General features: G+C 73.6%; 18 protein-coding genes. 2 read left to right on the plus strand and 16 right to left on the minus strand.

Annotated features, from left to right (window positions below; all coding sequences use genetic code 11):
• Positions 1 to 284 precede the first annotated feature (284 nt).
• From WME85_RS44130 to WME85_RS44150, 5 genes are all read right to left on the minus strand, one after another.
• Positions 285 to 1,532: a protein kinase domain-containing protein gene (locus tag WME85_RS44130; RefSeq protein WP_437830235.1), complete on the minus strand. Its 1,248-nt coding sequence runs from the start codon at positions 1,530 to 1,532 to the stop codon at positions 285 to 287.
• Positions 1,533 to 1,769: 237 nt separating this feature from the next.
• On the minus strand, positions 1,770 to 3,518 hold the full coding sequence (locus WME85_RS44135) for an ABC transporter permease (protein ID WP_437830236.1): 1,749 nt from the start codon (positions 3,516 to 3,518) through the stop codon (positions 1,770 to 1,772).
• The gene (locus WME85_RS44140) at positions 3,515 to 4,759 is read right to left on the minus strand and encodes an ABC transporter ATP-binding protein (RefSeq protein WP_437830237.1); all 1,245 of its coding nucleotides are present in this window, start codon (positions 4,757 to 4,759) and stop codon (positions 3,515 to 3,517) included. Before WME85_RS44140 ends, WME85_RS44135 begins: the two co-directional genes overlap by 4 nt.
• Positions 4,756 to 6,885 carry a hypothetical protein gene (locus tag WME85_RS44145; protein WP_437830238.1) on the minus strand — a complete coding sequence of 710 codons (2,130 nt, stop codon included), beginning with the start codon at positions 6,883 to 6,885 and terminating at the stop codon, positions 4,756 to 4,758. The genes WME85_RS44140 and WME85_RS44145 overlap by 4 nt, the downstream gene beginning before the upstream one ends.
• A complete protein-coding gene (locus tag WME85_RS44150; RefSeq protein WP_437305081.1) occupies positions 6,882 to 7,946 on the minus strand; it encodes an AAA family ATPase in 1,065 nt (354 codons plus the stop codon). Before WME85_RS44150 ends, WME85_RS44145 begins: the two co-directional genes overlap by 4 nt.
• A 279-nt stretch (positions 7,947 to 8,225) precedes the next feature.
• Between WME85_RS44150 and WME85_RS44155 the strand changes: the two genes are divergently transcribed.
• Positions 8,226 to 8,771 (plus strand): hypothetical protein, encoded by a 546-nt coding sequence (locus WME85_RS44155; RefSeq protein WP_437830239.1) that lies wholly within the window; start codon positions 8,226 to 8,228, stop codon positions 8,769 to 8,771.
• A gap of 146 nt (positions 8,772 to 8,917) precedes the next feature.
• On the opposite strand, the gene cysK is transcribed toward WME85_RS44155, so the two are convergent.
• Positions 8,918 to 9,874 carry a cysteine synthase A gene (gene cysK / locus WME85_RS44160; RefSeq protein WP_437830240.1) on the minus strand — a complete coding sequence of 319 codons (957 nt, stop codon included), beginning with the start codon at positions 9,872 to 9,874 and terminating at the stop codon, positions 8,918 to 8,920.
• Positions 9,875 to 9,927: 53 nt separating this feature from the next.
• Positions 9,928 to 10,998: a sulfate/molybdate ABC transporter ATP-binding protein gene (locus tag WME85_RS44165; protein WP_437830241.1), complete on the minus strand. Its 1,071-nt coding sequence runs from the start codon at positions 10,996 to 10,998 to the stop codon at positions 9,928 to 9,930.
• Positions 10,999 to 11,382: 384 nt separating this feature from the next.
• Here WME85_RS44165 and WME85_RS44170 point away from each other — a divergent pair, with 384 nt between their 5' ends.
• Positions 11,383 to 12,330: an NAD-dependent epimerase/dehydratase family protein gene (locus tag WME85_RS44170; RefSeq protein ID WP_437830242.1), complete on the plus strand. Its 948-nt coding sequence runs from the start codon at positions 11,383 to 11,385 to the stop codon at positions 12,328 to 12,330.
• A gap of 69 nt (positions 12,331 to 12,399) precedes the next feature.
• Here WME85_RS44170 and WME85_RS44175 read toward each other — a convergent pair whose 3' ends face one another.
• The 9 genes from WME85_RS44175 to WME85_RS44215 all read right to left on the minus strand — a co-directional run bounded on the left by WME85_RS44175 (position 12,400) and on the right by WME85_RS44215 (position 24,077).
• The gene (locus tag WME85_RS44175; RefSeq protein WP_437830243.1) at positions 12,400 to 13,221 is read right to left on the minus strand and encodes a DUF434 domain-containing protein; all 822 of its coding nucleotides are present in this window, start codon (positions 13,219 to 13,221) and stop codon (positions 12,400 to 12,402) included.
• A gap of 387 nt (positions 13,222 to 13,608) precedes the next feature.
• Positions 13,609 to 14,385 (minus strand): PP2C family protein-serine/threonine phosphatase, encoded by a 777-nt coding sequence (locus WME85_RS44180; RefSeq protein WP_437830244.1) that lies wholly within the window; start codon positions 14,383 to 14,385, stop codon positions 13,609 to 13,611.
• Positions 14,386 to 14,590: 205 nt separating this feature from the next.
• A complete protein-coding gene (locus tag WME85_RS44185) occupies positions 14,591 to 16,156 on the minus strand; it encodes a PGRS family protein (RefSeq protein WP_437830245.1) in 1,566 nt (521 codons plus the stop codon).
• Positions 16,157 to 16,173: 17 nt separating this feature from the next.
• The gene (locus WME85_RS44190) at positions 16,174 to 17,289 is read right to left on the minus strand and encodes a hypothetical protein (protein ID WP_437830246.1); all 1,116 of its coding nucleotides are present in this window, start codon (positions 17,287 to 17,289) and stop codon (positions 16,174 to 16,176) included.
• 163 nt (positions 17,290 to 17,452) lie between these two features.
• Positions 17,453 to 18,979 (minus strand): PGRS family protein, encoded by a 1,527-nt coding sequence (locus WME85_RS44195; RefSeq protein ID WP_437830247.1) that lies wholly within the window; start codon positions 18,977 to 18,979, stop codon positions 17,453 to 17,455.
• A 59-nt stretch (positions 18,980 to 19,038) separates the two neighbouring features.
• Positions 19,039 to 20,115, minus strand: coding sequence for a hypothetical protein (locus WME85_RS44200; RefSeq protein WP_437830248.1), 1,077 nt, complete (start codon positions 20,113 to 20,115; stop codon positions 19,039 to 19,041).
• Between the two features lie 199 nt (positions 20,116 to 20,314).
• Complete coding sequence (locus tag WME85_RS44205; protein WP_437830249.1) at positions 20,315 to 21,829, minus strand: PGRS family protein; 1,515 nt, start codon at positions 21,827 to 21,829, stop codon at positions 20,315 to 20,317.
• Between the two features lie 74 nt (positions 21,830 to 21,903).
• Positions 21,904 to 23,049 carry a PEGA domain-containing protein gene (locus tag WME85_RS44210; RefSeq protein WP_437830250.1) on the minus strand — a complete coding sequence of 382 codons (1,146 nt, stop codon included), beginning with the start codon at positions 23,047 to 23,049 and terminating at the stop codon, positions 21,904 to 21,906.
• A 32-nt stretch (positions 23,050 to 23,081) separates the two neighbouring features.
• Positions 23,082 to 24,077, minus strand: a complete 996-nt coding sequence (locus tag WME85_RS44215; protein WP_437830251.1) for a hypothetical protein — start codon at positions 24,075 to 24,077, stop codon at positions 23,082 to 23,084.
• Positions 24,078 to 24,108 lie beyond the last annotated feature (31 nt).

A 24,108-nucleotide genomic window follows, 5' to 3' on the forward strand; every position in this document is an offset into this window, starting at 1 on the left:
CGCGGTCTCGATTTTGTGCACCCCCCTGCAACCGTGCCCGCACCCAGGTTGAGCCCCGCACCCAGGTTGAGCCCCGCACCCAGGTTGAGCCCCGCACCCAGGTTGAGCCCCGCACCCAGGTTGAGCCCCGCCCAGGTGGAGCCGCCACCTGCGCTCGTGACGCCCCGCCCCCAGCACCCAGGTTGAGCGCCCCTCACCCCGTCCATCCACGGCCAGCATGGTAGCGATTTCGTCGCGCCGGGTGAGGTTCCTGGCAACCACAGCGGCGGCGCCGCGGCCGCCCGTCAGCCCACGACGCTCACCAGCAACGCCAGGGCGAAGCCGAAGAGCACCACGCTCACCACCAGCATCGCCATGACGGCGTGGCTCGGCGCCGCGCGTCCCGGCTTCCGGCGCGCGCGCCTCGCCCCGGCCCCGGGCGCCGTCGGTGGACGCGGCAGCGCAGGTCGGGCGGCGGGCTGCACCGCCCCGCCCGGCGCCGTGAGGCCGAACGCCTCCACGGTCGCGCTCAACGTGGGTGCGACGAACGCGCGCACCGGCGGCACCGTCAGCGGCGCCGTGCTCTGCCAGCACCACGGCGGCAGGAGCGCCTCGGTCTCCACGCCGTCGCCCAGCGCCGCAGCGATCCGCGACAGCTCCGCCGCGAACGCCGCGGCGCTCGGGAAGCGGAGCTCCGGGCGCTTCTCCAGCGCCCTCATGATGGCGCGGTCGAGCTCCGGCGGCACCGGCCGCGGCGCGTAGCGGGACGGCGGCGCGGGGATCTCGCTCGCGTGAGCGCGCAGGAGCTCGTGGAGCGGCCGCACGTGCTCGAACGGGCCGCGACCAGCCAGCAACGTGTAGAGCACGACGCCCGCCGCATACACGTCGGTCCGGGCGTCGACGGCCACCCCGGAGGCCTGCTCGGGCGAGAGGTAACGAGGCGTGCCGACGAGCACCCCCTCCTCCGTCTGGTAGAGCGACGGCGCCGGCGCGCGGCCATCGCCGGCCGAGGCGACCACCTTGGCGATGCCGAAGTCGAGCACCTTCACCATGCGCCGCCCCTGCGCGTCCGCGTCGCACACGAACAGGTTGTCGAGCTTCACGTCGCGGTGGACGATGCCCGCGCCGTGCGCCGCGGCGAGGCCCGCGAGCGTCTGCGTCACCAGGTCGAGCGCCTCCAGCGCCGGCAGCGCGCCGCGCGCCGCCAGCTCCTCGCGCAGCGTCCGGCCGTAGAGCCGCTCCATCACGAGGAACGTCCGCCCCTCGGCCGTCCGACCGAAGTCGGTGACCGTCACCAGGTTGGGGTGAGCGAGCCGCGCCAGCGACTGCGCCTCCACGCGCATCCGCTCCACCAGCCGCGGCTCGCGGTTGAGATCGCGGTGCAGGAGCTTCACCACCACCGGCTTGTCGAGCCCCACGTGCGCGGCCTCGATCACCTCCCCCATCCCGCCTCGCCCGAGCCGCCGCACAGGCCGGTACGGCGTGCCGTACAGCAAGGTATCGCTCAGCTCGGGCGCCGCCCAACGGCCGTCGTCGTGCGAAGGCAAGGCCATCCTCCGCGGGCCGAGGTGGTGCCGCCGTCGCGGCGCCACGCGAGGATCGATAGTCCCTCTCGATCCAGGACCTCGAGCGCGCGGACGCTCTTTTCACACGCCCTCCCGGAGCGCTCAAGATTTCGACAGAGCCGCGCGCAGGCGCATCCTGAAGCATTCCCGAATCGAATTCAAAATTTCCACACAACCTGGCGCACACGTCCGATTTCAGAGCGCCGCGCGGGGGCGAGGGCGCGCTCAAGCGGCGGTGCCCGCGATGTTCCTGGGCTCGGCGCGCTCTGATCCACCTGCGTGCGCCGGCGCCCCCTGCTCGGCCGCGAGGGCCGCCTCGTCCTCCTGGGCGAGGAGCGCGCTCGTCTCGGCGAAGGCCGCGTCGCGCTGCGCGATCACCGCGGCGCAGCGCGCCCGCGCCGCGGCGAGCAGGCCGAGGCCGATGACGAGCCAGCCGACGGCAGCCGCGTACCCGACGATCACGACGGGCCCGGGGTCGCCCTGGGTGGCCTTGGCGATCATCGCGAAGGCGTAGAACGGCGACGGGGCCGCGACGAGGAGGGCGCTCTCGCTCGTGCCGAGCTCCGCGATGAGGCCGGCGATGGCCGCGACGATCCACGGGCCGACCGCGATCGCGAAGAGCAGCGTCAGGAGCAGCACGCGCGCGATCATGGGCGCGGCGGTCCGCGCGCGGAGGAACGCGCCGAGCCCGACGAGGAACACGTAGAAGGCGAGCGCGTACATGGCGAAGTACCCGAGCTGCCGCGCCGAGACCTCCGGCTCCGCGATGGCCGCGCCGAGGACGAGCCGGTGGCCGGCCGCCCAGAGCGCGAGGACGGCGGTGACCCCCGCCGCGAGCAGGAGGTACGCCGATCGGACGATGCCGGGGCCGAAGAAGCGACGCAGCCGGCTGGCGCGGCATCGGGCCCAGTGCACCTCGACGCGGCGCGACGGGCCGATCGGATCGCCGGCGAAGAGGAACACGCAGAACGTCAGGAACGCGAACATCGCGCTCATGCCCGCGATGATCGTGGGCATGCGCTCGTGCGCGTCCACCGAGAACGCCGGCACCGCCGCGGCGGCCGCGACCACCGGCGTGCAGGCCGCGAACCACGTCTTCAGGCCGGAGGAGCGATCGTCGCTCTCGCTCGTGAGGTTCGCGACCGTCACCTGGTACAGGAACCACGCGGGGACCACGATCGCCGCGATCGGCACGACGACCAGGAACAGCGCGTAGTCGAGGCCGAACGGGGCGCGCTGGTAGGCGACCGGGAGCCAGATCGGCGGGCCCTCGGGCACCTCCGGCCAGGCCATGTGCGCCGCGTACGACAGCCCGGCGCCCGCCGCCGCGAACAGGCAGATCGACAGGGGGAACGCGAGCAGCAGCGTGACGAGGATCGCCGCGCGCAGGCTCGCCATCTTCGAGCTGATCGCGAGGCCGAAGGCGACGCTGAGCAGCGCGATCAGGAACAGGAACAGGAACGCGATCACCACCTCCATCGCGGTGATCCCGCCGAACAGGAACGGCAGCGCCCCGACCGGCGCGAGCATCACCACGTACATCGAGATCGCCGTGTAGGCGGCGAGGAACTTGCCGCGAGCGATCTCGCCGGGCGGGATGCCCGTCAGGAGCACGGCTTCCCAGGTCCGGCCCTCGCGCTCCGAGGCGATGCTGTTCGCGGCGACCGCGGGCCCGACCAGGGCCACCACGAAGTACGCGAGCGAGAAGAAGACCTGGAACAGGATCACCCCCGCCTTCGCCGGCGCGACGTCCCTCGACACGATGCCGCCGAGCGACGCGATGAGCAGCGTCATCATCACGGCGAACACCAGGAGGATGACCGGCGTGCGGGAGAGGCGCGCCGCCTGCTTGAGCTCGCGGATCCAGATCGGGTTCGGCTCGCCGAGGAGGCGCCCCGCGCGGTCCCGCGCCCGATCGACGAGCCGCCGCGGCGACGGACCGCCGGGCGGCGATGAGGCAGTCTGCACGCTCACTGCACCTCTCCTTGCGTGACCTCCAGGAAGATCCGCTCGAGCTCGTTGCGCTCCGGCTCGACCCCGATCACGCCGATCCCGCTCCGCACGAGGTGCTGGACGATCTCGGCGATCTTCACGTCGTTGCCGACGTAGCCGACGTGCACGGCGCCCGCGACGATATCGACGTCGGCGATCCCCGGACCGCCCCGGAGCAGGTAGGCCGCCGCCTCGGGCTCGCCGAGGACCCGGACCTTCACCTTGCGCCGAGAGAGCAGCGGCGAGAGCGCGGGGTAGGCCGCCGCCTGCCCCGCGCTCGCCGGCGCGGCCGCGTGGGGCGGGTGCGGCGCGTAGCCGGGCGGCGGAGCGGCCGCCGGCAGAGGACCGGCCGCGGCGCCGGGAGGAGGCGCCCCGGGCTCGTACGGCGGCGGCGCGCTGTGCACGTGCGCCGCGGGCGCCGCGTAGGGCGCCGCGTATCCGCCCGGCGCGACGGCGTGGCGCGGCGGCGCGTGCCCGTGCGCCTGCGCGGCGCGCACCGCCTCCAGGCGCGCCGCGATCTCCCCGATCGGGCCGGCGACGACGAGGCGGCCCTTCTCGAGGATCCCGATCGACGTGCACACGTCGGAGAGCTCCGTGAGGATGTGCGACGAGAGGAAGATCGTCTTCCCCAGGCTCCGGAGCTCGAGCAAGAGGTCGCGGATCTCGATGCGCGCGCGCGGATCGAGATCGCTCGCCGGCTCGTCCAGGATGAGGACCTTGGGGTCGTGCAGCAGGATCCTCCCGAGCTGGAGGCGCTGCTTCATCCCCTTCGACATCGTGGCGACGATCCGGTCCTGGATCTTGCCGAGGTCGGTCAGCTCCAGGACGGCGTCGACGACGTCGAGCGACGGCACGCGAAAGGCGTCCGCGAAGAACTCGAGGTACTCGCGCACGGTGATCCGATCGTAGACGCCGGCGTGATCCGGCATGTACCCGATGCTGCGGCGGACCGCCGCCGGGTCGATCGTGACGTCGACGCCGTCGATCTCGACCCGCCCCGCCATCGGCTCGAGCAGGGTCGCCATGACCCGGATCGTCGTCGTCTTGCCCGCGCCGTTCGGCCCGATGAAGCCGAAGATCTCGCCGGGACCGACGTCGAAGGTGACGTCCCTGAGCACGTCCAGCGCGCCGAAGCGGTGCGAGAGGTGGCGGACGCGGATCGTCGGCGCAGGCCGCTCGACCCGCGGCTCGGGAGGCGGAGCCCCGGGAAGCGCGGCGCTCACGGCCGACCTCCGTAGCCGACGATCCGCACGAGCACGCGGTCGCTCTCTAGCCGCAGCCCCGAGTCGCTGGCGCGCCCCTCGCCGCCGTCGAGCTGGCCGAACAGGACGGGCACGCCGGCCGGGAACCAGTCGACCGCGCTGCCGGCCGCCTCCTCGATGGCCAGCCACGCGGCGCCGAGCCCGGGGGCGTCGGGCTCGAGCAGGGGGACCAGCAGGCCCCCGCCGAGGTCGTGGATGTCGATCCCGCCGACCCGCCGCCCGAAGCTCACATGCGAGAGCCAGCTCTGCCCGTCGCTCCGCGCCCCGAGGTCGACCCCGGCGCGCGACGAGACCTTCTCCCCGTCCCTGATGCGAGCGAAGTAGCGGGCCACCCCCGCCGGCAACCACAGGACGCCTCCCCGGAGGTCGCGGCCGCTCCGGTTGCTCACGACCACGTCGCCGCTCGGCTCGGCGATGATCGCGATGCCGTCCCCGAGCGGCGCGACGCCGTCCTCGCGGACGATCACCGTCTGCCACGGGAGCGCGGCGACCTGCGTCAGCCGGGCCCCGTCGCGCTCCACGAGGAGCCGATCGCGCCGCTCCGCGAGCTCGGCCAGCACCGCCGTGCTGATCACGCCGCTCGCGTCGGTCGTGCGGACGGTGAGCTCCTCCGCGCGGGGCACGAAGAAGCCGCGGAACCGGCGCACCGCCCCCTTCGTGATGCCGGCCCCCGCCTCGATCAGCGTGAGGTGGCGCGCCCTGCCGCGCACCCCCTTCGCGAGCAGGCCCACGCCGACGATCACCGCGAAGGTGACCGCCGCGTACACGGGCAGGTGCCGGAGCGCGCGGAGCGGCCTCCCCTGCCTCGCGGCGCGCGAGAAGTTGATCGGGCCGGCGAGCACCGCGTACAGGCAGAGCAGCAGCGCGGAGACCCCGATCGCCCAGCGCGAGCTCTCGTTCGGATCGAGCTCCCGGCGCACCGGGTCCAGATCGAGCCCCATCGCCTCTTCCCCCGGCCGGAAGGCGACCGTGGAGCGGCGGTCGTAGGCGCGGCGCGCGAGATCGGCCACCCGGATCTTCGCCCAGGGATCGCCGGACGCGGGCGGGCGCGTGGGATCGAACGCGAGCAGGTGCACCTCGCCGAGCCCGTAGAAGGCCGAGCTGCCGTACGGGCTCCCGCGCAGGTTGCCGCCCGACCAGCCGGAGAGCGCCTCGGCCACCGCGGGGCTCGCGGTCGGCGCGGGCAGGAGCGCGTTGCCCTGCTTGCCGAAGCCGCTGGGCGCGCCGGGCGGCACGATCTCCTCGAGCGTGGGCGGCGCGACGCCCGCCCGCGCGACCTCGCCGCCGACGAACGCCGCGAGCGTCGGGTGCCGCAGATCCTCGGGCCGCGCGACGGCCAGCGCCAGCGTGCCGCCGGAGAGCACGTAGCCGGCGAGCGCCTCGAGCTCGGCGCCGTTCAGCCGCGAGAGCGTGTCGGTGCGCATGAGCACCGCGTCCGCCGCGCTGTACAGGGCCGCCCGGTCCGGCAGCAGCGGATCGCCGGTCGCGCCGTCGTAGCGCGGCTGCCCGACCCACAGGACAGGGCTCGGCGACGATCCGGGGCCGCGGCCGCTCGGCAGGTACAGCGGCGCGACCGGCGCCTCGTGGAGCCCCCCTCGGACGAGTGACGCCTCGCTGACGTCGAAGAGCACCACCGCGCGCTGCGAGGTCGACGGGAGCGCGTGCGACGACACCTGCGCGCCCCCCTCGTCGAGCGCGCGCACCTGCACGTCGGCGAAGGGCGACACCTGCACCGGCACGCGCACGTGGATCGAGGCGCCCGCCGCGACCGTGTACGGCGCCGACGCGACGAAGACGCGTTGCTCGCCGTAGCGCGTCGACGCGACCTCGACCTCGCCCTTGGCCGCCTTGCCGCCGTTGTTCTGGAGGCGCACGACGACCTGGTTCCACCCCCAGGGCATCCCGCCGCTCGTCCCGAACACCGGCGCCGCGTCGACGACGAGCTCCGGCGCGCTCGAAGCCGCCGGCGCCTGGCCGAGCGCCGGCCACGCCGTCGAGAGCGCCGCGAGCCACGCCGCGCCGGCCGCGACCCTCGCCAGGGCAGCGGACTGTCCTGCCCTCCCCCGCGCCTCGGCGCCGCGCCTCATCGACGGATCGCCTGGGCCACGGGCTCGGGGCGCGCCTCGACCGCGGAGAGCAGCGCGGCGATCACCTGATCCGTCGTGATCCCCTCCGCCTCGCCCTCGAAGGACCGGATCATCCGGTGGCGGAGCACCGGCTTCGCGACCCGCTGCACGTCGGCGAAGGCGACGTGCGCCCTGCCCTGGAGCAACGCCACGGCCTTCGCGGCCAGCACCAGCGACTGCGCGCCGCGCACCCCGGCGCCGAACCGGAGCGCCCTGCGCACGATCTCGGGCGCCCCCTCGGCGACCGGGTCGCTCGCCCGCGTGAGCCGCGACGCGTACCGCATGACGGGCTCGGCGACCGCGACGTCGCGGCACAGCGAGCGCAGCGAGAGCACGTCGTCGCGGGTGAGCACCCGCGGCGGCGGCCCGCGATCGTGGCCCGTGGTCCGGGCGAGGATCTCGGTCAGCTCGTCCTCGGTCGGGCTCGGTACCAGCACCTTGAGCAGGAACCGATCGAGCTGCGCCTCCGGCAGCGGGTAGGTCCCCTCCATCTCGATCGGGTTCTCGGTGGCCAGCACGAAGAACGGCTCCTCCATGGCGTACCGGGTGCCGGCGATGGTGCACGCGTGCTCCTGCATCGCCTCGAGCAGCGCGCTCTGCGTCTTCGGCGTCGCCCGGTTGATCTCGTCGGCCAGGATCACCTGCCCGAAGATCGGCCCCCGGTGCAGCGAGAAGTGGCGCGAGCCGTCCGCGGCCGAGACGAGCACGTTGGTCCCGGTCACGTCGCTCGGCATGAGATCCGGGGTGAACTGGATGCGCGAGAACCTGAGATCGAGGCAGGCGGCGATCGTCCTGACGAGGAGCGTCTTGCCCAGCCCGGGCGCACCCTCCAGCAGGACGTGCCCTCCCGCGATGATGCCCCAGAGCGTCTGCTCGATGACGTCCCCCTGACCGACGACGGCCTGCCCGATCGCCTCGCGCAGCCGTGCGCTCGTCTGCTGCGCGAGCTCGAGCCTCGCCTCGAAGGAGGCAGGGGCCGAGCCCTGCCCTCCGTCAACACCTGCGCCTGATTCCGCCGCCATCTGGTCGCCCTCGGGCGACGACCATAGCCGGCCGCGCGCCGCGCGTCGATCGGGCCGCGGCGCGCGGCAGCGCCGAGGTGCGGCAGGCGTCCGCGCCGCGCGCCGCGAGGCCGCGTGGCCGCATGGCCGCGTGGCCGCGTGAACTCGACATGTCGTGGCGAGACACGATCTCGACGCGGTCACCCTCGGGCCTGGGACAGCGTCCGGGGGCGCCGCGGACGCACGGCGAAACATGGCTCGATCCCCGGGCGCCCGACATCGCCATGCTATGTTTCACGGATGAACATGCTTGTCCGAAGCTGTAGCCGTGCACTTGCCTCGCTCTGCCTGTCCGCGCGCACAGGCGCGGCGCTCACCGCGGCTCTGGCGCTCGGCGCGAGCGCCTGCGCCACGGTGGCCGGCGAACATGAGGTGGAGACCAAGTTCCTCGTGAAGCCGACCTCGCAGTCGGACTTCTCCGGGTGGAGCGAGGTCTCCGTCTCTCAGGATCCAAATTCCGTCGACGGCGCCAAGCTCATGTTCATCCGGCTCGAGGCGCGCGACGACAACGTGCCCGACCTGACGTTCATCAAGAGCATCACCGCCGAGGCCGTCGTCGACGACGTCTCCACCGTGGTCGCCAGGAAGGCGCCGCTGCCCACCGGGGAGCGCATCGTCCCGCTCGATCGGGTCTATCACGACGACATCCGGAAGTTCTTCTATGAGGACGAGGAGAACGACGGTTACACGGTGCATGTCGACTGGCACGGCGAGATCGATCTGACGAAGACGATCCCTCCCGAAGGGGTGTGGATGAAGGTCCTCGTCGGCATCCGTATCGAGTGATCTCGCCGCCGCGGCGACCTTCGCATCCGTGCCCCGCGGCGCCCCCTGCGCCGTCCAGCTCCGCAGCGGCCGCAGCGAGAGGCGCCCTGCGCCTGCAGGGAGGGCGACCCGATGCGCGGCTGCCTTGCCCTGGTTCCGCCCGCCGGCTAGCGGGGCGCGGCTCCCCGGCCGTGCCCGATGAGCTCCTTGAACAGCGGCGAGGTGACGTACCGCTCCCCGCCGTCGGGCAGGACCACCACGATGTTCTTGCCCTGCATCTCGTCGCGCGCCGCGACCGAGAGCGCCGCCGCCATCGCCGCGCCGCCGGAGATGCCGACGAGGATCCCCTCGGTCTTCGCGAGCCGGCGCGCGGCGTCGAACGACTCGTCCTCGGACACGGGCACCACCTCGTCGATGAGCTCGCGCCGGAGGATCTTCGGGACGAAGCCCGCGCCGATGCCCTGGATGAGGTGCGCCCCCGCGCGGCCGCCGCTCAGCACGGCGGCGTTCCGGGGCTCGACCGCGATCATCTTCACCCCCGGCTTCTTCTCCTTGAGCACCTCGCCCACGCCGGTGATCGTCCCGCCGGTCCCCACGCCGGCGACGACGACGTCGACCGCGCCGTCCGTGTCCTCCCAGATCTCGCGCGCGGTCGTCGCGCGGTGCGCGGCCGGGTTCGCCGGGTTCTCGAACTGCTGGAGCATCACCGCGCCGGGCGTCTCCTCCACGATCTGGCGCGCCCGCGCGACCGCCTGCACCATCAAGGACCCGGGCGTCTGCAGCACCTCCACCCCGAACGCCCGGAGCAGCGCGACCCGCTCGGGGCTCATCGACTCGGGCATCGTGAGGATCAGCCGGTAGCCCTTGGCCGCGGCGATCATCGCCAGCGCGAGGCCCGTGTTGCCGCTCGTCGGCTCGACGAGGACGCTCCCGCGCGTCAGCTTGCCGCGCCGCTCGGCGTCCTCGACCATCGCGAGGCCGATGCGATCCTTGACGCTGCCGCCAGGGTTCCGGCTCTCGACCTTGCCGATCAGCGAGGCGCGCAGCCCCTTGCCCGCAGAGCTCAAGCGAACGAGGGGCGTGCGCCCGATCGTCGCCGCGATGTTGTCGAAGATTGAACCCACCTGGCCGCCCTCCGTTGATGGCCGCCTGGCCAGACGGAGCGTCGGCCCGGTGGCTAGATGGAATAATCCTGCACGAAGATCTTGGCGTCACGGAGATTTACAAGAACCCTGTCTCCCTCGGACAGCCCGAGCTCGGCGACGCGGTCCTTGGTCAGCTCGACGGCGAGCGGCTGGCCGTCGGAGAGGCGGAGCTCCGCCTTCACCATCCACCCGACCCGGGATAGCCGCTCGACGCGCGCGAGGCTCGCGTCGTCGGAGCGGGGCGGGTCCGAGGAGTCGACCCGGGTGTGGAGCTCGATGTCGTGCGGCCGCACAAAGGCGCGCACGCTCGCGCCGTCGTCCGTCCCCGGGGGAGCGTGCACCGCGAGGGTCCCGAGCGACGCCTGGCCGTCGCGCACCTGGCCGTCGAGCACGTTGATCGACCCGACGAAGCTCGCCACGAACTCGGTCGCCGGTCGATCGTAGATCTCCTCGGGCGTGCCGATCTGCTCGACCCGCCCCTTGTGCAGCACGATGACCCGGTCGGCGAGGTCCATCGCCTCTTCCTGGTCGTGGGTCACGAAGACGCTCGTGATCCCCCGCTCCTTGTGGAGCCGGCGGATCCACTCGCGCAGCTCGAGGCGCACCTTGGCGTCGAGCGCCCCGAACGGCTCGTCGAGCAGCAGCAGCGACGAGCCTGGCGCGAGCGCGCGCGCCAGCGCGACGCGCTGCCGCTGGCCGCCGGACAGCTCGTGCGGGAACCGGCTCCCGAGCCCCGCGAGCTGCACGAGGCTGAGGAGCTCGTCGACGGTGGCGTCGACCTCCTTCCGGGGCCGCTTCCGGATGGTGAGGCCGAAGCCGATGTTCTCGCGCACGGTCATGTGCCGGAACAGGGCGTAGCTCTGGAACACGAAGCCGATGTTCCGGTCCTGTACGCGCGTGTTCGTCGCGTTCTTGCCGTTCAGGATCACCTCGCCGGCGTCGGGGCTCTCGAGCCCGGCGATGATGCGGAGGACGGTGCTCTTGCCGCCCCCGCTCGGCCCGAGCAGCGCTACCAGGGCGCCGCTCTCGATCTCGAACGAGACGTCGTCGACCACCTTGTTCGGACCGAACCGCTTCGTGAGCTGCTGGACAACGATTCCCATAAGCGACAGCTGGCCTTCTGCCCGTCTCGGACGCCTTGGAACAGAAAATCCAGGAGGCTCGAGCGCGTGCCAGACTCGCCTGCCGGGCGGGTAGGCGCAACCAGATTCAGAAATATGCATCGGAACGGTGGGGGAATTTGCAAGAAGCTGCAAGAAGCTGCGAGAAGCTGCAAGAAGCGCGTTCCTGACGCCTCTTGCTCGCCTGCTGCGGGCTCAGCAGGCTGCGCTCTGCTCGCGCGGCGGGCTGCGTTGGTCCAATGGGCGGGCTTCAGGTGCTAGCATCGCCGCGCCGCGCAGCGACGCGGCGGGACCGGGACGGGAGGCCTCTGGGCGGTTGAACGAGGACGCGGGGCCGCGGCACGGCGGGACCAGGACGGGAGGCGGATGCGTTGTCTGGTGACTGGGGTGGCCGGCTTCATCGGCTCACACCTCGCGGAGCGTCTGATCGAGCTCGGGCATGAGGTGCTCGGGGTGGACCGCTTCGCCGACTACTACGCCCGCGACATCAAGGAGGGGAACCTGGACCGGCTGCGGGGCGAGCCGCGCTTTTCGCTCGCGACCGTCGATCTCGCGACCGCCGACCTCCGCCGGCTGCTCTCGGATCGCGAGGTCGTCTTCCACCAGGCGGCGCAGGCCGGTGTGCGCCCGAGCTGGGGGCTGAGCTTCGAGGGCTACCTGCACGACAACGTGCTCGCAACCCAGCGGCTGCTGGAGGCGGCGAGGACGCACGGCCAGGTGCGCAAGCTCGTCTACGCCTCGTCGTCCTCCGTCTACGGCGACACGGAGGAGGTCCCGATGCGCGAATCCAGCCGGACCGCGCCGCACTCGCCCTACGGGGTGACCAAGCTGGCCGGCGAGCACCTCTGCGAGCTCTACCGGCGCAACTTCGGGCTGCCCACGGTCTCGCTCCGGTACTTCACCGTGTACGGCCCGAGGCAGCGCCCGGACATGGCGTTTCACCGGTTCATCTCGGCCATCCTGCGGGGCGAGACGGTCCGCATGCACGGCGACGGCGAGCAGACGCGCGATTTCACCTACGTGAGCGACGCGGTGCAGGCCAACGTCGCCGCCATGGAGGGCGCCGCCGTCGGCGTGTTCAACATCGGCGGCGGCTCGCGGGTGAGCCTGAACGACACGCTCGGGATGCTCGGGGAGATCGCGGGGCCGGCGCGCGTGGAGCGGGGACAGCCGCAGGCCGGGGACGTCAGGCACACATGGGCCGACACCGCGGCCGCGCAGGCGGCGCTCCGGTACGTGCCCCGGGTTCCGCTGCGCGAGGGGCTCGCAGCCCAGGTGGCCTGGCAGACGAGGACGCTCGCGCCCTCCCGCTAGCGCAGCGGGCCCCGCCGCCCTCATAGGCCGGCGCTCCCGCGCCCCGAGGCCCCGGCGTTCCTGCGCCCTTCAGGAGTCGAGCGCTCCTCCGCGAGGGACGACGTCGATGCCGCCGGGGGCCAGGTCGACGACGCCGGCGGCGAGGTCGACGACGCGCGCCGCCGGCGCGCGCGCGGCCAGGATCTCGCCCGTGAGGTCGATCCACTGCGCGCAGCGTTCGAGGACGACGCTGTCGGACGAGATCACGCCGGCCGCCCCGGCGAGGAGGCGGTCGGGATCGGGGACGAGCGTCGCCTCGAGCGCGAAGGGCCCGCCAGCGAGGCGATCGAGGATCCGCGCGCGCAGCTTCCCCGAGCTGGGGACCGCGGCGTCGAGAAGGAAGCGCGCGCGCGCCGCGCCGGCGCCGGACAGCGCGGCGCCGAGGCGATCGATGGCCGCGTCCGTCTCGGCGATCGGCGCGTAGCTGCCGCGGAGCCCCGCAAGATCACGGAGCACCCCTTCCGGGCCGCGCACGAGCAGGCCGCCCGAGAGGGCGACCTCCAGGGTGATGATCAGGTTGAAGCCGTCGATGCCCGCCTCCGCGCCCCGTAGCGACGACGCCGGCGCGCGGCGCGCGAGGCGCGAGGCGCATTGCGCGTCCGAGCACGCGGATCGCTGCAGCGCGAGGCGCTGGCGAGCGGCCAGCTGGTGGTGGTCGCCTACGGTCCGGATCGCGGTGCGCAGCGGATAGCCGCGGCCGAGGAGCCACGTCACCTCCTCGAACGCGGCGCGCAGCTTCGCGACGGCCTCGGGACCGAACAGCCGTGCATCGTCGGCGTGGCCGCCGCGCGGCGCTGGCTCGCTTGCTCGCGAGCTGGCGGTCGGATCATGTCGTTCGTCCGTGTCTGTCACTGACCTTCGATGCTCGGTGGAGGACTGCTGCTACCGCGAGCGTTGCGCGAAGGCGCGGAATAAGGAGGATCTGCTGCGTCGGGCTGCCGTCTGCGACCTTTGGAGGACATCCAGACTTTAGGTCCGGCACGGATTGGACTCTGTCCAGCAGATCATCGGCTTCTCCGCCGGCGCCTCGTCACGCCACGCACCCATGATGGTGGCCGTGTTGCAAGCGTCTGACAGCCCGCCGACCCGCGTCGCCGCGGCCAGCAGGAACGTAGCGCTCGACCAGGGCGCGTGTCGATCTCCTTCCGCCAGGGATCCCGCAAACTGCGCGATGCACTCCATTGCGTTCAGCGTCGCATTCTTCTCATTTCTGGTGCTCCGTTGTTGCCGCCCATCACGTCACCCGCCTCCGAGGCGCGCCAGCACGCACGTCACGTTGTCTGGCCCGCCGTGCTCGTTCGCGAGGTCGATCAGCAGGCTCGCCGCGAGGCTCAGCTCCTGGTGCGCCTCGAGGACCCCTGCGATCCGCCCCTCGGGCACCGGCCCCCAGAGCCCATCCGAGCACAGCAAGAAGACATCGCCCGGCGCCGTCGCCTCGACGCGCGACTCGATCGCCACGCTCTCGTCGCACCCGAGCGCCCGCGTCACCGCGCTCGCCCGGTCGCTCAGCGCCTCGAGCGCGGCCAGCGCGCCGTCGCCGTCCCGGAGCAGCTCCTCCCGCAGCGTGTGGTCCCGCGTCAGCCGCTCCAGCTTTCCGCCGCGCATCCGGTACACGCGCGAGTCGCCCACGTGCGCGATGTAGGCCATCCCGGGCCCGAGCAGCACGCCCGCGAAGGTCGTCGCCATGCCGCGGTTCGCCTCCTGCTGCCGGCTCGCCTCGTAGATCGCCCGGTTGGCGCGCCGCACGCTCAGCACGAGCCGCACCTCGTCGCGATCTTGCGGCCGCGCCGCGCCGTAGGGCCACGTGTCCTCCAGGTCCTCGTCCTCCTCGAAGCAGCTCTTCACCACCTCGATCGCCATGCGCGACGCCACCTCTCCGGCCGCGCTGCCTCCCAGGCCATCGGCCACCATGAACAGCCCGAGGCACGGCAGCGCCGCGAAGCTGTCCTCGTTGTGGCTCCGTCGCCGCCCCACGTCCGACTGCGCTGCCGCCTCGATGGCGAGCCGTGGATACACGATCGTCCTCCTCGCACGCTCGTCGACAAGACGAGCCGAGCCAAGGCGCGCCGCGCACGGCGGCGCGCGTTTCTCTGGATGGGCGCCGGCCGGGCTGCGCGCGGCCGGCGCCACGTCAACGTCGCTACGTCGCTCCCTCGCACCGCATCACGGCGCGGCCGCGGCGGAGCGTGAGCCGCAACGCGCCGCTCACGACCTCACGATCTCAGAACGCCTGCACCTCGGCCTTCACGCCCGCGGCGCCCTGCATGAACGAGAGCGCGAGCGCGCCCGGGCCGCCGGGTCCCGCTTCGCCCACCTCGATCGTCGCTCCCTGCGTCGACGGCACCTTGCCCTTGTACGCGATCCCGATCGCGTGACCGCCGCGACCGCCTCCCGCGGGACCGCCAGGGCCTCCCTTGCCCCCGGGGCCACCCGCGCACCCGTCGTGCAGCAGCGCAGCGCCTACAGGCGCCTCGCCGCCGCGACCTCCGGCGCCGCCTTCGCCGCCTTCCTGGCCCTCGCCGCCCTTGCCTCCGGCTCCGCCGCGCCCCGTCTTCAGCGTCACCTGCTCGAAGCGCAGCGTCGCGTTCAGGCTGATGAGCGCGATGCTCGCTCCGCCCGCGCCCCCGCCTCGCCCGCCCGCGCCGCCGCAACCGCCGGCGCCGCCCGAACCGCCGCTCGCCCCGCCGGCCGAGGCTGTGCTCGGGCACTTGCCTGCGCCTGCGCCGCCCGCCGCGCCGCCACCGCCGCCTCCGCCTTGCGCTGTGCGCCCCTTCGCTCCGTCACGGCCGGCCACGCCGACGTAGCCGCTCGCGCTGATGTCGCCCAGCCCCGTCGCGCCCGTGCCCGGGTTGCCAGAGCGGGGAGAGACCCCCTCGATGCCGGCGTAGCAAGGCCGCCCATTCGCCTCTCCCGGACGTCCGTTCGTGGCACCGCAAGGCGAGCCGTGGTCACCGTCGCCGGGGAACTCCACTTCGCCCGAGCCGCCGGAACCCCCGTAAGAATCGTCGCTCGCGTCATCGGGCGTGCCGCAGTCGTTCTTCATGGACAGGCCAGGCAGTATGCGGTCGGCCGAGCACGCGTCGCCGCCGGGCTTCCCGTCCTCGCCTCTCTTCGCACGCGTCTCGTACGCGGCTCCGTCCGCTCCCGGCGCCGCGTCCCCTGCCTCCAGGACGCACCGCGCGAGCGCCACGCGCGCCTCCTCCGCCACCGCCGCGATCGACGACATGCCCGCGAGCGACCCGTCCTCCCGCTCGATCCCGCGCGCCTGCACGTGCACGTCCTCCACCCGCACGCTCGCCTCACCTCCGCCCCCGCGCACCACCAGCGGGATCTCTCCGGCCCCCGCCGCCAGCTCCGTCTTTCGCTGCTCTCCGACCCAGCCCCACCCGTTCGCGCAGTCCAGCCCGCCGTAGATCGTCACGCCCTGCGTCACCTCCACCGCTTCGTCGAACGCCTCCGCGCACGCGTACACCCGCCGCGTCCTGTTCTCCTCCGCCAGCGCCAGCGCCGCACGCAGCGTCTTCACCGGCGCCGCCTTCGTCGCGGCGCTCTCGTCGCTCCCGGACGCCGACACGAACGCGCCGCACGCGTCGTCCACCGCGCTCGCGTTCTCGCTCGGCACGCACGCGGGAGGCGTACGTCCATCGTACCTCAGCCAGTCGTGGCGCACGCACGTGAGCGTGCCGTCGCAGTCGTCCCCCAGGTGTCCCCACGGCGCTTCGCACCCTGCAGCGACGAGCGCGGCGCCCACCGCGCCCACGGCCCAGAACGTCGTACGGTGCCCCATCTTCGCCTCGTTCGAGCTCATTGCCACGCCCCCACGAGCAACACCCCGGTCGTGTCGGCGCGCAGATCGGGGACCACGCGAACAGCGCTTCCCTGCGCTGATCCGCTCCGTGGCCACAGCGCGAAGGCCAAGGCCGCCAGCACGACGGTGCCCGACGCGATGTACGTCACCCCGGCAACGTCACCGAGCCGATCGCTGCGCGCCGTGGTGCGGGCGAGCTGCGTGCACCGATCGGCGAGCGCGCTCGGAGCGTCCAGACATCCAGGACCGACCCCCAGGATGTCCTCGCGCAGCGCGCGAGCGTCCGCGCTCGCCGCGTTCGACGCCAGCGTGAAGCCCATTCCCACGCCGAGCCCCGCCGCGCTCGCCGCGCCCAGCGCGATCACCGGCACCCAGCTCCGCGGCTCCTCCATCCTCACCCCAGCCGCGGGCGCCTTCGTCTTCGCGTCCCCGTTCACCGGCACGCCTGCAGCCCGCCGCTCCGTCGCCGCCTTCGGCTTCAGGTCGATCGTGATCTCCTCTGTCGCCCCCGGCGCCGTGACCAGCGGCCTCGCCATGTCCTCGTACCCCGCGCGCCGGATCACGAGCAGGTGCTGCCCGGGTTCCACGTAGAGCTCATGCGCCGCCTCCTCGGCCGGAGCACGCTCGCCGTCCACGAACAGCTCCGCGTCCGGCGCGCTCCTCACCCGCACGCGCAGCGTCCCTACCTGCGCCTTCGCCTCCGCCAGCAGCGCCCGCATGACCTCCAGCCGCTCCGGCTCGATCTCCGGCCCGACCGCGCGCACCCCGAACGCGAGGTGCTTCGCTGCCGACGCGGGCTTGTTCAGCTGCAGCTGCACCTGCCCGAGGTTCACCGCGATGTCGTACGACTTCATCCAGCCCCACGCCCGCAGGTACGACAGCTCCGCGGCCTCCAGCCGGCCCTCGAGATGTGCCCTCCGGCCTTGCTCGAAGTCGCGCACCGCGCGGTCGCGTGCGCTCTCCGCGCTCGGCCCCGGCGCCGCTCGCTTTTCGTCGCCGCGGGCGCTCGTCGCCGCTGCCATGCTCGCGAGCAACAACGACATCGCCAGCCATCCCGCGCGCACCGCTCGTCTCACCGCCGCTCCCTCGTCCACGCACAGTCCGCCATCCACGTGCTCGCTCCTCGCGGTCGCGCTTCGCTCGGCTCTCGCCGCGCGCACGTCCGCCGTTCGTCGCGCCGGACATGGCGCGCCGTCTCGCTCTTCATCCTCGTCACCCCGCTCGGGCGGCTGCTGCGGCGCATGCTCCGCCGCAACAGCCGCGTCGCTCACGATCTCAGAACGCCTGCACCTCGGCCTTCACGCCCGCCGCGCCCTCGCCCTGCGCGTCCGCGCCCGCGCCGCCGGGGCCCGCTTCGCCCAGCGCGATCGTCCCCCCTTGCACCGGCGGCGCCGCGCCCTTGTACGCGATTCCGATCGCGTGACCGCCCAGGCCGCCTCCCCCGGCGCCGCCAGGCCCTCCCTTGCCGCCCGGGCCGCCGGCGCACCCGTCGTGCAGATCCACGGCGCCCACCGGCGCCTCGCCGCCGGGACCTCCGGTGCCTCCGTCGCCGCCTTCCTGGCCCGCGCCGCCCTTGCCCCCGGCGCCGCCGCGCCCCGTCTTCAGCGTCACCTGCTCGAAGCTCAGCTTCGTGTTCAGGCTGATCAGCGCGATGCTCGCTCCGCCCGCGCTGCCGCCTCGCCCGCCCGCGCCGCCGCAGCCCCCGGCTCCACCTGAGCCGCCGCTCGCCCCGCCGGCCGACGCGTCGCTCATGCACTTGCCTTCGCCCACGCCGCCCTTGGAGCCGCCGCCTCCGCCGCCGCCCTGCGCGGTGCTGCCCTTCGCGCCGTCGCTGCCAGGGGCGCCGGTGAAGCCGCGGGCGCTGATCTCACCGAGGCCCGTCGCGCCTGTACCAGGCCCGCCTTCGCCACCGCTGGTTCCGGCAGTTCCGTCGGTGCACGTCGTAATATTTTCCTCCTCGCCCGTGCCTCCGTTCACCGTCGCGCCGGGCGAGCCCTTGGCCCCGGGACCGCCGCTGTCCGCTTGACCGATGCCGCCAGCGCCGCTGAGCGAATCATCGCTCGGGTCCTCCGGCGTGCCGCAGTCGTTCTCCACGCTCCCGCCCGGCACCACGATCTCCGCCGAGCACGCTGGCCCTCCGCGCTTCCCGTCCGTGCTCCGCGGCGCACCGACCCCGTACTCGGCGCCCGCTTCCCCGGCAGCCGCATCCCCCGCCTCCAGCTCGCACCGCACAAGCTCCACGCTCGCCTCTTCCGCAACCGCCGCGATCGACGACACCCCCGCGAACTCCACCTGCTCGTCCGGCCGGATCCCGCGCGCCCTCACGTGCACGTCCTCCACCCGCACCTTCCCCTCGCCTCCGCCTCCTCCGCGCACCACCAGCGGGATCTCTCCGACCCCCGCCGTCAGCACCGTCTTTCTCTGCTCTCCCGCCCAGCTCCACCCGCTCGCGCAGTCCAGCCCCCCGTAGATCGTCACCCCCTCCGTCACCTCCACCGCCTCCTCGAACGTCCCCGCGCACAGGTACACCCGCCGCCTCCCGCTCACCCCCCCCGCAAGCGCCAGCCCCTCGCGCAGCGTCTTCACAGGCAACCCCTTCGTCCCCGGGTTCCGGTCTGCGCCCGACGACGACACGAACACCCCGCACCCGTCGTCCACCGCGCCCGCGTTCTCGCTCGGGATGCAAATCAAGGGCGTCTCGTTCCATCGCCCGCCGTGATGCTCGCAGGTGAGCGTCAGCTCACAGTCGTCCGCCGAGTTGCTCCATAGAGCGTCGCAGCCGCTCGCTTCGATGGCGAGCACCAGAGCACCGAGGGCCCAGGCCCATCCCCATCTTCTCATCGCGCCTCTCCCTGTTCTCCTCACCACGAGCCCACCACCGCGATGCTTGCACCACCGCCCGCGCCCAGCCCAGGCCCAGCCGCCAGAGAGACCGCGCGCGATGATCGTCCACCGGGCCAGATGGCGTACGTCAACGCAGCGATCGCCAGCGCGCCCGAGGTCACGTACGCAAAGCGCGCCGCATTCGCGTGCACGTCGACACGCTCCGATGTCCTTCGGAGCTCTCGGCATGCCACGGCGTGGTCGTCCGGGGCGTCGGCGCATCCACCGCCGGCTCGCCAGAGCGCTGCCCGCTGCGCGCGCATGTCCGCGCTCGCCTTGTTCGACGCCACCGTGAACCCCACGGCCACCCCGAGCCCCACCGCGCTCGCCGCCCCCAGCGCGATCGCCGGTATCCAGCTCCGCGGCTCCTCCATCCTCGCCCCAGCCGCGGGCGCCTTCGTCTTCGCGTCCCCGAGCACCGGTGCCCCTGTCGTCCCCATCCGCGTCGCCATCTTCGGCTTCAGCTCCGTCGCGATCTCCTCGTGCGACCCCGCCACGGCCGCCACCTGGATCACCGCCTCCCCGTAGCCCGCGCGCCGGATCACCAGCACGTGCCGTCCGGGCTCCACGTAGAGCTCATGCTTCATCTCCTCCGCCGGCACGCGCTGGCCGTCCACGAGCACCTCCGCGTCCCGCACGTTCGTCACCCGCACGCGCACCGTCCCTACCTGCGCCTTCGCCTCCGCCAGCAGCGCCTGCATTCGCGCAAGCCGCTCCGGATCGATCTCAGGCCCCACCGTGCGCACGCCGAACGCCAGGTACCTCGCCGCCGACGCGAGCTTGTTCAGCTGCAGCTGCACCTGCCCGAGGTTCGTCGCGATGTCGTACGACTTCAGCCGCGCCCACGCCCGCAGGTAGAAGAACTCCGCTTCGTCCAGCCGCCCCGCCACGTGCGCCCTCCGGCCTTGCTCGAAGTCCCGCACCGCGCGGTCGCGCTCGCTCTCCTCGCTCGGCCCGGGCTTCGCCCGATCCTCTCCGCGGGCGCTCGTCGTCACCGCCGCGCTCGCGAGCACCAACGACATCGCCAGCCACCCCGCGTGCAGCTCTCGTTTCATGATCGCTCCTCGTCCACGCACGGTCCGCCATCCACGCGTTCGCTCCTCGCGCTTCCGTCGCGCTCGCGCTCCCGCCGCGCGCACACGTCCGCCGTTCGGCACGCCGGCTCTGGCGCGCCGTCTCGCTCTTGATCCTCGTCACCCTGCTCGGGCGGCTGCTGCGGCGCATGCTCCGCAGCAGCCGCGCCGCTCCTTCAGCTCAGAACGCCTGCACCTCGGCCTTCACGCCCGCGGCGCCCTCGCCCTCCGCGTTCGCGCCCGCGCCGCCGGGCCCCGCTTCGCCCAGCGCGATCGTCCCCCCTTGCACCGGCGGCGCCGCGCCCTTGTACGCGATCCCAATCGCATGCCCGCCGAGGCCACCTCCCCCGCGGCCGCCCGCGCCTCCCTTGCCACCCGGGCCGCCCGCGCACCCGTCGTGCAGCGACACAGCGCCCACCGGTGCCTCGCCGCCGGGACCTCCGGCGCCTCCGTCGCCGCCCTCTTGGCCGGCGCCTCCCTTGCCTCCGGCGCCGCCGCGCCCTGTCTTCAGCGTCACCTGCTCGAAGCTCAGTGTCGCGTTCAGGCTGATCAGCGCGATGCTCGAGCCGCCCGCGCTGCCGCCTCGCCCGCCGGCACCGCCGCAGCCGCCGGCGCCGCCCGAGCCGCCGCTCGCCCCGCCGGCCGATGCTTCATCCATGCACTTGCCTTCGCCCGCGCCGCCCTTGCTTCCGCCGCCTCCGCCGCCGCCCTGCGCGGTGCCGCCCTTCGTGCCGTCGCTGCCGGCAGCGCCGGTGAAGCCGCGGGCGCTGATCTCGCCGAGGCCCGTCGCACCTGTGCCAGGACCGCCTTCGGTGCCGTCGTCGCCTGCAGTCCCTTCGGCGCACACCTCTGCGCCTTCGCCTTTGCCTCCGTTCAGCTTTGCGCCGGGCGAGCCCTCGAACCCGGGATAGCCGCTGTCCGCTGCCCCTACGCCACCCAAGCCACTCGACGAATCATCGCTCGGATCGTCCGGCGTGCCGCAGTCGTTCTTCACGCTCCCGCCAGGCACCACGATCTCCCCCGAGCACGCCGGCCCTCCGCGCTTCCCGTCAAGGCTCCGCGGCGCGCTGACCGAGTACGCGGCCCCCGCTTCTCCCGCCGCCGCATCTCCCGCCTCCAGCTCGCATCGCGCGAGCTCCACGCTCGCCTCTTCCGCCAGCGCCGCGATCGACGACACCCCCGCGAACATCACCTGCTCGTCCCGACCGATCCCCCGCGCCTTCACGTGCACGTCCTCCACCCGCACCTTCGACTCGCCTCCGCCTCCTCCGCGCACCACCAGCGGGATCTCTCCAACCCCCGCCGTCAGCACCGTCTTCCTCTGCTCACCGACCCACCCCCACCCGCTCGCGCAGTCCAGCCCCCCGTAGATCGTCACCCCCTCCGTCACCTCCACCGCCTCCTCGAACGTCCCCGCGCACAGGTACACCCGCCGCCTCCCGCTCACCCCCCCCGCAAGCGCCAGCCCCTCGCGCAGCGTCTTCACAGGCAACCCCTTCGTCCCCGGGTTCCGGTCTGCGCCCGACGACGACACGAACACCCCGCACCCGTCGTCCACCGCGCCCGCGTTCTCGTTCGGCACGCACCCAGCAGGGGTCACGTCATCACGACCACGCCCGCGGTACTGCTCGCAGGTCAGCATCAGCTCGCAGTTGTCCGTGTAGTTGATCCAGACAGCGTCACAGGCCGAGGTCATCACAGCGCTTCCGACCATGATGCTCGCGAACCAGGAGTTCAGCGTTCGCCGCACAGCGCCCTCCATCGTTCTCCTCACCACGCCCCCGACAGGGTCACGCGCCCACCTAGCGCGTGGACTTCTGGCAACAGACGCACGCCGGTGGACGTCGCCGCGCCCGCACGAGGCCATAGCGCATACGCCAGCGCACCGATGGCGAGGGCCCCCGAGGCGGCGTAGCTCACCATCGCAATGTTGCCGAACGATTCAGCGCGGGATCCGATCTCATACAGCTCGTCGCAACGCCTGTTGAACGCATCCGACGTCTCCAAGCAGCCGCCACCGTCCCCATAGATCGCTGCGCGCTGGGTGCGCATGTCCGCGCTCGCCCCGTTCGCCGCCACCGTGAACCCCACCGCCACCCCGAGCCCCACCGCGCTCGCCGCACCCAGCGCGATCACCGGCACCCAGCTCCGCGGCTCCTCCACCTGCGCCCCCGCCGCGGGCGCCTTCGTCTCTCCCGCCGCGGTCGCGTTCGGCTTCACGTCCCCCTGCACCGGCGCGCCCGCTGCTCCCGACCCCGCCGCCCCCGGCACCGTCGCCGCCGCCTCCGGCGCCTTCTCCGCCTTCGGCCTCAGCTCCTGCGTGCTCGTCTCCGTCACGCCCGGCCCCGCCACCAGCCGCACCACCTCCTCCTCGTACCCCGCCCGCCGGAGCACCAGCACGTGCGGCCCGGGCTCCAGGTAAACCTCGTGCTTCGCCTCCTCCGCCGGCACGCGCTCGCCGTCCACGAACACCTCCGCGTCCCGCACGTTCGTCACCCGCACGCGCAGCGTCCCTACCTGCGCCTTCGCCTCGTCGAGGAAGTGCCGCATCCGCGCGATCTGCTCCGGCTTCGCCGACGGTGGCGCCGTCCTCAGCCCGAACGCAAGGAACGCCGCGGCCGACCGCGGCTTCTTCAGCTGGAGCTGCACCTCCCCGAGGTTCGCCGCGATGTCGAACGACCTCACCAGCGCCCACGCCTTCAGGTACAAGAGCTCCGCGTCCGACCACCGCTTCTGCTTGAACGCCTCGTTCCCCTGGCGGTACAGCTGCGCCGCGCGGGCGTTGTCGCCGCGCGCCTCGTCCTCGCCGGCGGCCGTCGTGCCCGGCGGCGAGACCTGCGCGAGGGCCGCCGCCGGCGCGAAGGCGCACAGCGCGCAGAGCGCCGCGCCCGTCAGGTGCATCGTCAGGTTCCTCATCGCGTCTCCCATCGTCCATCCATCCCGGCGGCTCAATCGAAGTTCGGGTTGTCGTAGGGGCTCGGCGGCGGCGCGTCCGGTCCCTGCCGCGCAGGCGCCGCGCCCGCCGGCCGCTTCGGCGCGTCCCGCGCCGGCGCCGCGGAAGCGCTCGCCCCCGGCAACGCGCGCTGCGAGGCGGCCGGCGCACCCCGCCTGCCCTGCTGCGAGGTCATCGCCGCTGCCGCCGCCACCGCCGCCTCGCGCGGCACCGGCCGCGCGGCGACCGCAGCTCCACCCGGCGCCGCGCTCGCGCCCGGCGCCGCGCTCGCGCCCGGCGCCGCGCTCGCGCCCGGCGCCGCGCTCTCCGCAGCCCTCCCCTTCGCGCGCCGGACCGCCGCCGCCGCGCCCTGCACCGTCCCGCCGACGCCGCGGGCCATCTCGCCCGCACCCTCGCGCGCCCCCCTCCCGGATCGCACCACCGCCGACCCGATGGCCAGCAGCACGCCCATCGCCACCCCCCACACCGCGCGCTGCCAGCCCGCCCGGCGCGCCGAGCGTCGCGCCGCCGCGACCTCGGCGAGCCGCGGCGCCCCGCCTGCCCCTCCCGCGCTCCCCGCCAGCGTGATCGCCGCCGGCGCGTCGCTCGACATCGCATCGCTCCCCGCAGCCCCGCCGCCCTCGCCTCCCCCACCCCGCTCGCCGCCCTCGCCTTCCCCAGCCCGCCCCCCGTGCCACTGCGCCAGGATCTCGCTGTCGATCACGATCGGCTGCCGCTTCGTCACCGGCAGCCCCTCGGGCGTCGACACGCTCGGCGCCCCCACGTCCGCGAGCGGCGCGCGCTGCGCCGGGTTGCGCGCCCCGCTCCCCCGGCGCCCATCGGCCGGCGGCGGCACCCGCCGCGGATCCTCGATGTGCACCCGCTCCATCTCGAGCGTCGGGCTCAGCGGCCGCGGCGCGACCTCGCCCACCGCGTAGGCCCTTGCCGCGTCCTCGCCCTGGCTCTGGATCGCCCGGGGCACGCCCGGCGCTTCGCCGTCCTGCTTCGCCATCGCCTCGCTCCCTGCTGCCGCGTCGCGCTCC

Origin of the sequence: Sorangium sp. So ce1153, from assembly GCF_051521595.1 — a bacterium.
Classification (GTDB): Bacteria; Myxococcota_A; Polyangia; order Polyangiales; family Polyangiaceae; genus Sorangium.

Coding starts and splice junctions, on each gene's coding strand:
- WME85_RS44130 (WP_437830235.1), bottom strand. CDS start 1,532: ATGGCCTTGCCTTCGCACGACGACGGCCGTTGGGCGGCGCCCGAGCTG.
- WME85_RS44215 (WP_437830251.1), bottom strand. CDS start 24,077: ATGGCGAAGCAGGACGGCGAAGCGCCGGGCGTGCCCCGGGCGATCCAG.
- WME85_RS44170 (WP_437830242.1), top strand. CDS start 11,383: ATGCGTTGTCTGGTGACTGGGGTGGCCGGCTTCATCGGCTCACACCTC.
- WME85_RS44145 (WP_437830238.1), bottom strand. CDS start 6,885: ATGAGGCGCGGCGCCGAGGCGCGGGGGAGGGCAGGACAGTCCGCTGCC.
- WME85_RS44205 (WP_437830249.1), bottom strand. CDS start 21,829: ATGACCTCGGCCTGTGACGCTGTCTGGATCAACTACACGGACAACTGC.
- WME85_RS44155 (WP_437830239.1), top strand. CDS start 8,226: ATGAACATGCTTGTCCGAAGCTGTAGCCGTGCACTTGCCTCGCTCTGC.
- WME85_RS44210 (WP_437830250.1), bottom strand. CDS start 23,049: ATGAGGAACCTGACGATGCACCTGACGGGCGCGGCGCTCTGCGCGCTG.
- WME85_RS44165 (WP_437830241.1), bottom strand. CDS start 10,998: ATGGGAATCGTTGTCCAGCAGCTCACGAAGCGGTTCGGTCCGAACAAG.
- WME85_RS44200 (WP_437830248.1), bottom strand. CDS start 20,115: ATGAAACGAGAGCTGCACGCGGGGTGGCTGGCGATGTCGTTGGTGCTC.
- WME85_RS44150 (WP_437305081.1), bottom strand. CDS start 7,946: ATGGCGGCGGAATCAGGCGCAGGTGTTGACGGAGGGCAGGGCTCGGCC.
- WME85_RS44185 (WP_437830245.1), bottom strand. CDS start 16,156: ATGGGGCACCGTACGACGTTCTGGGCCGTGGGCGCGGTGGGCGCCGCG.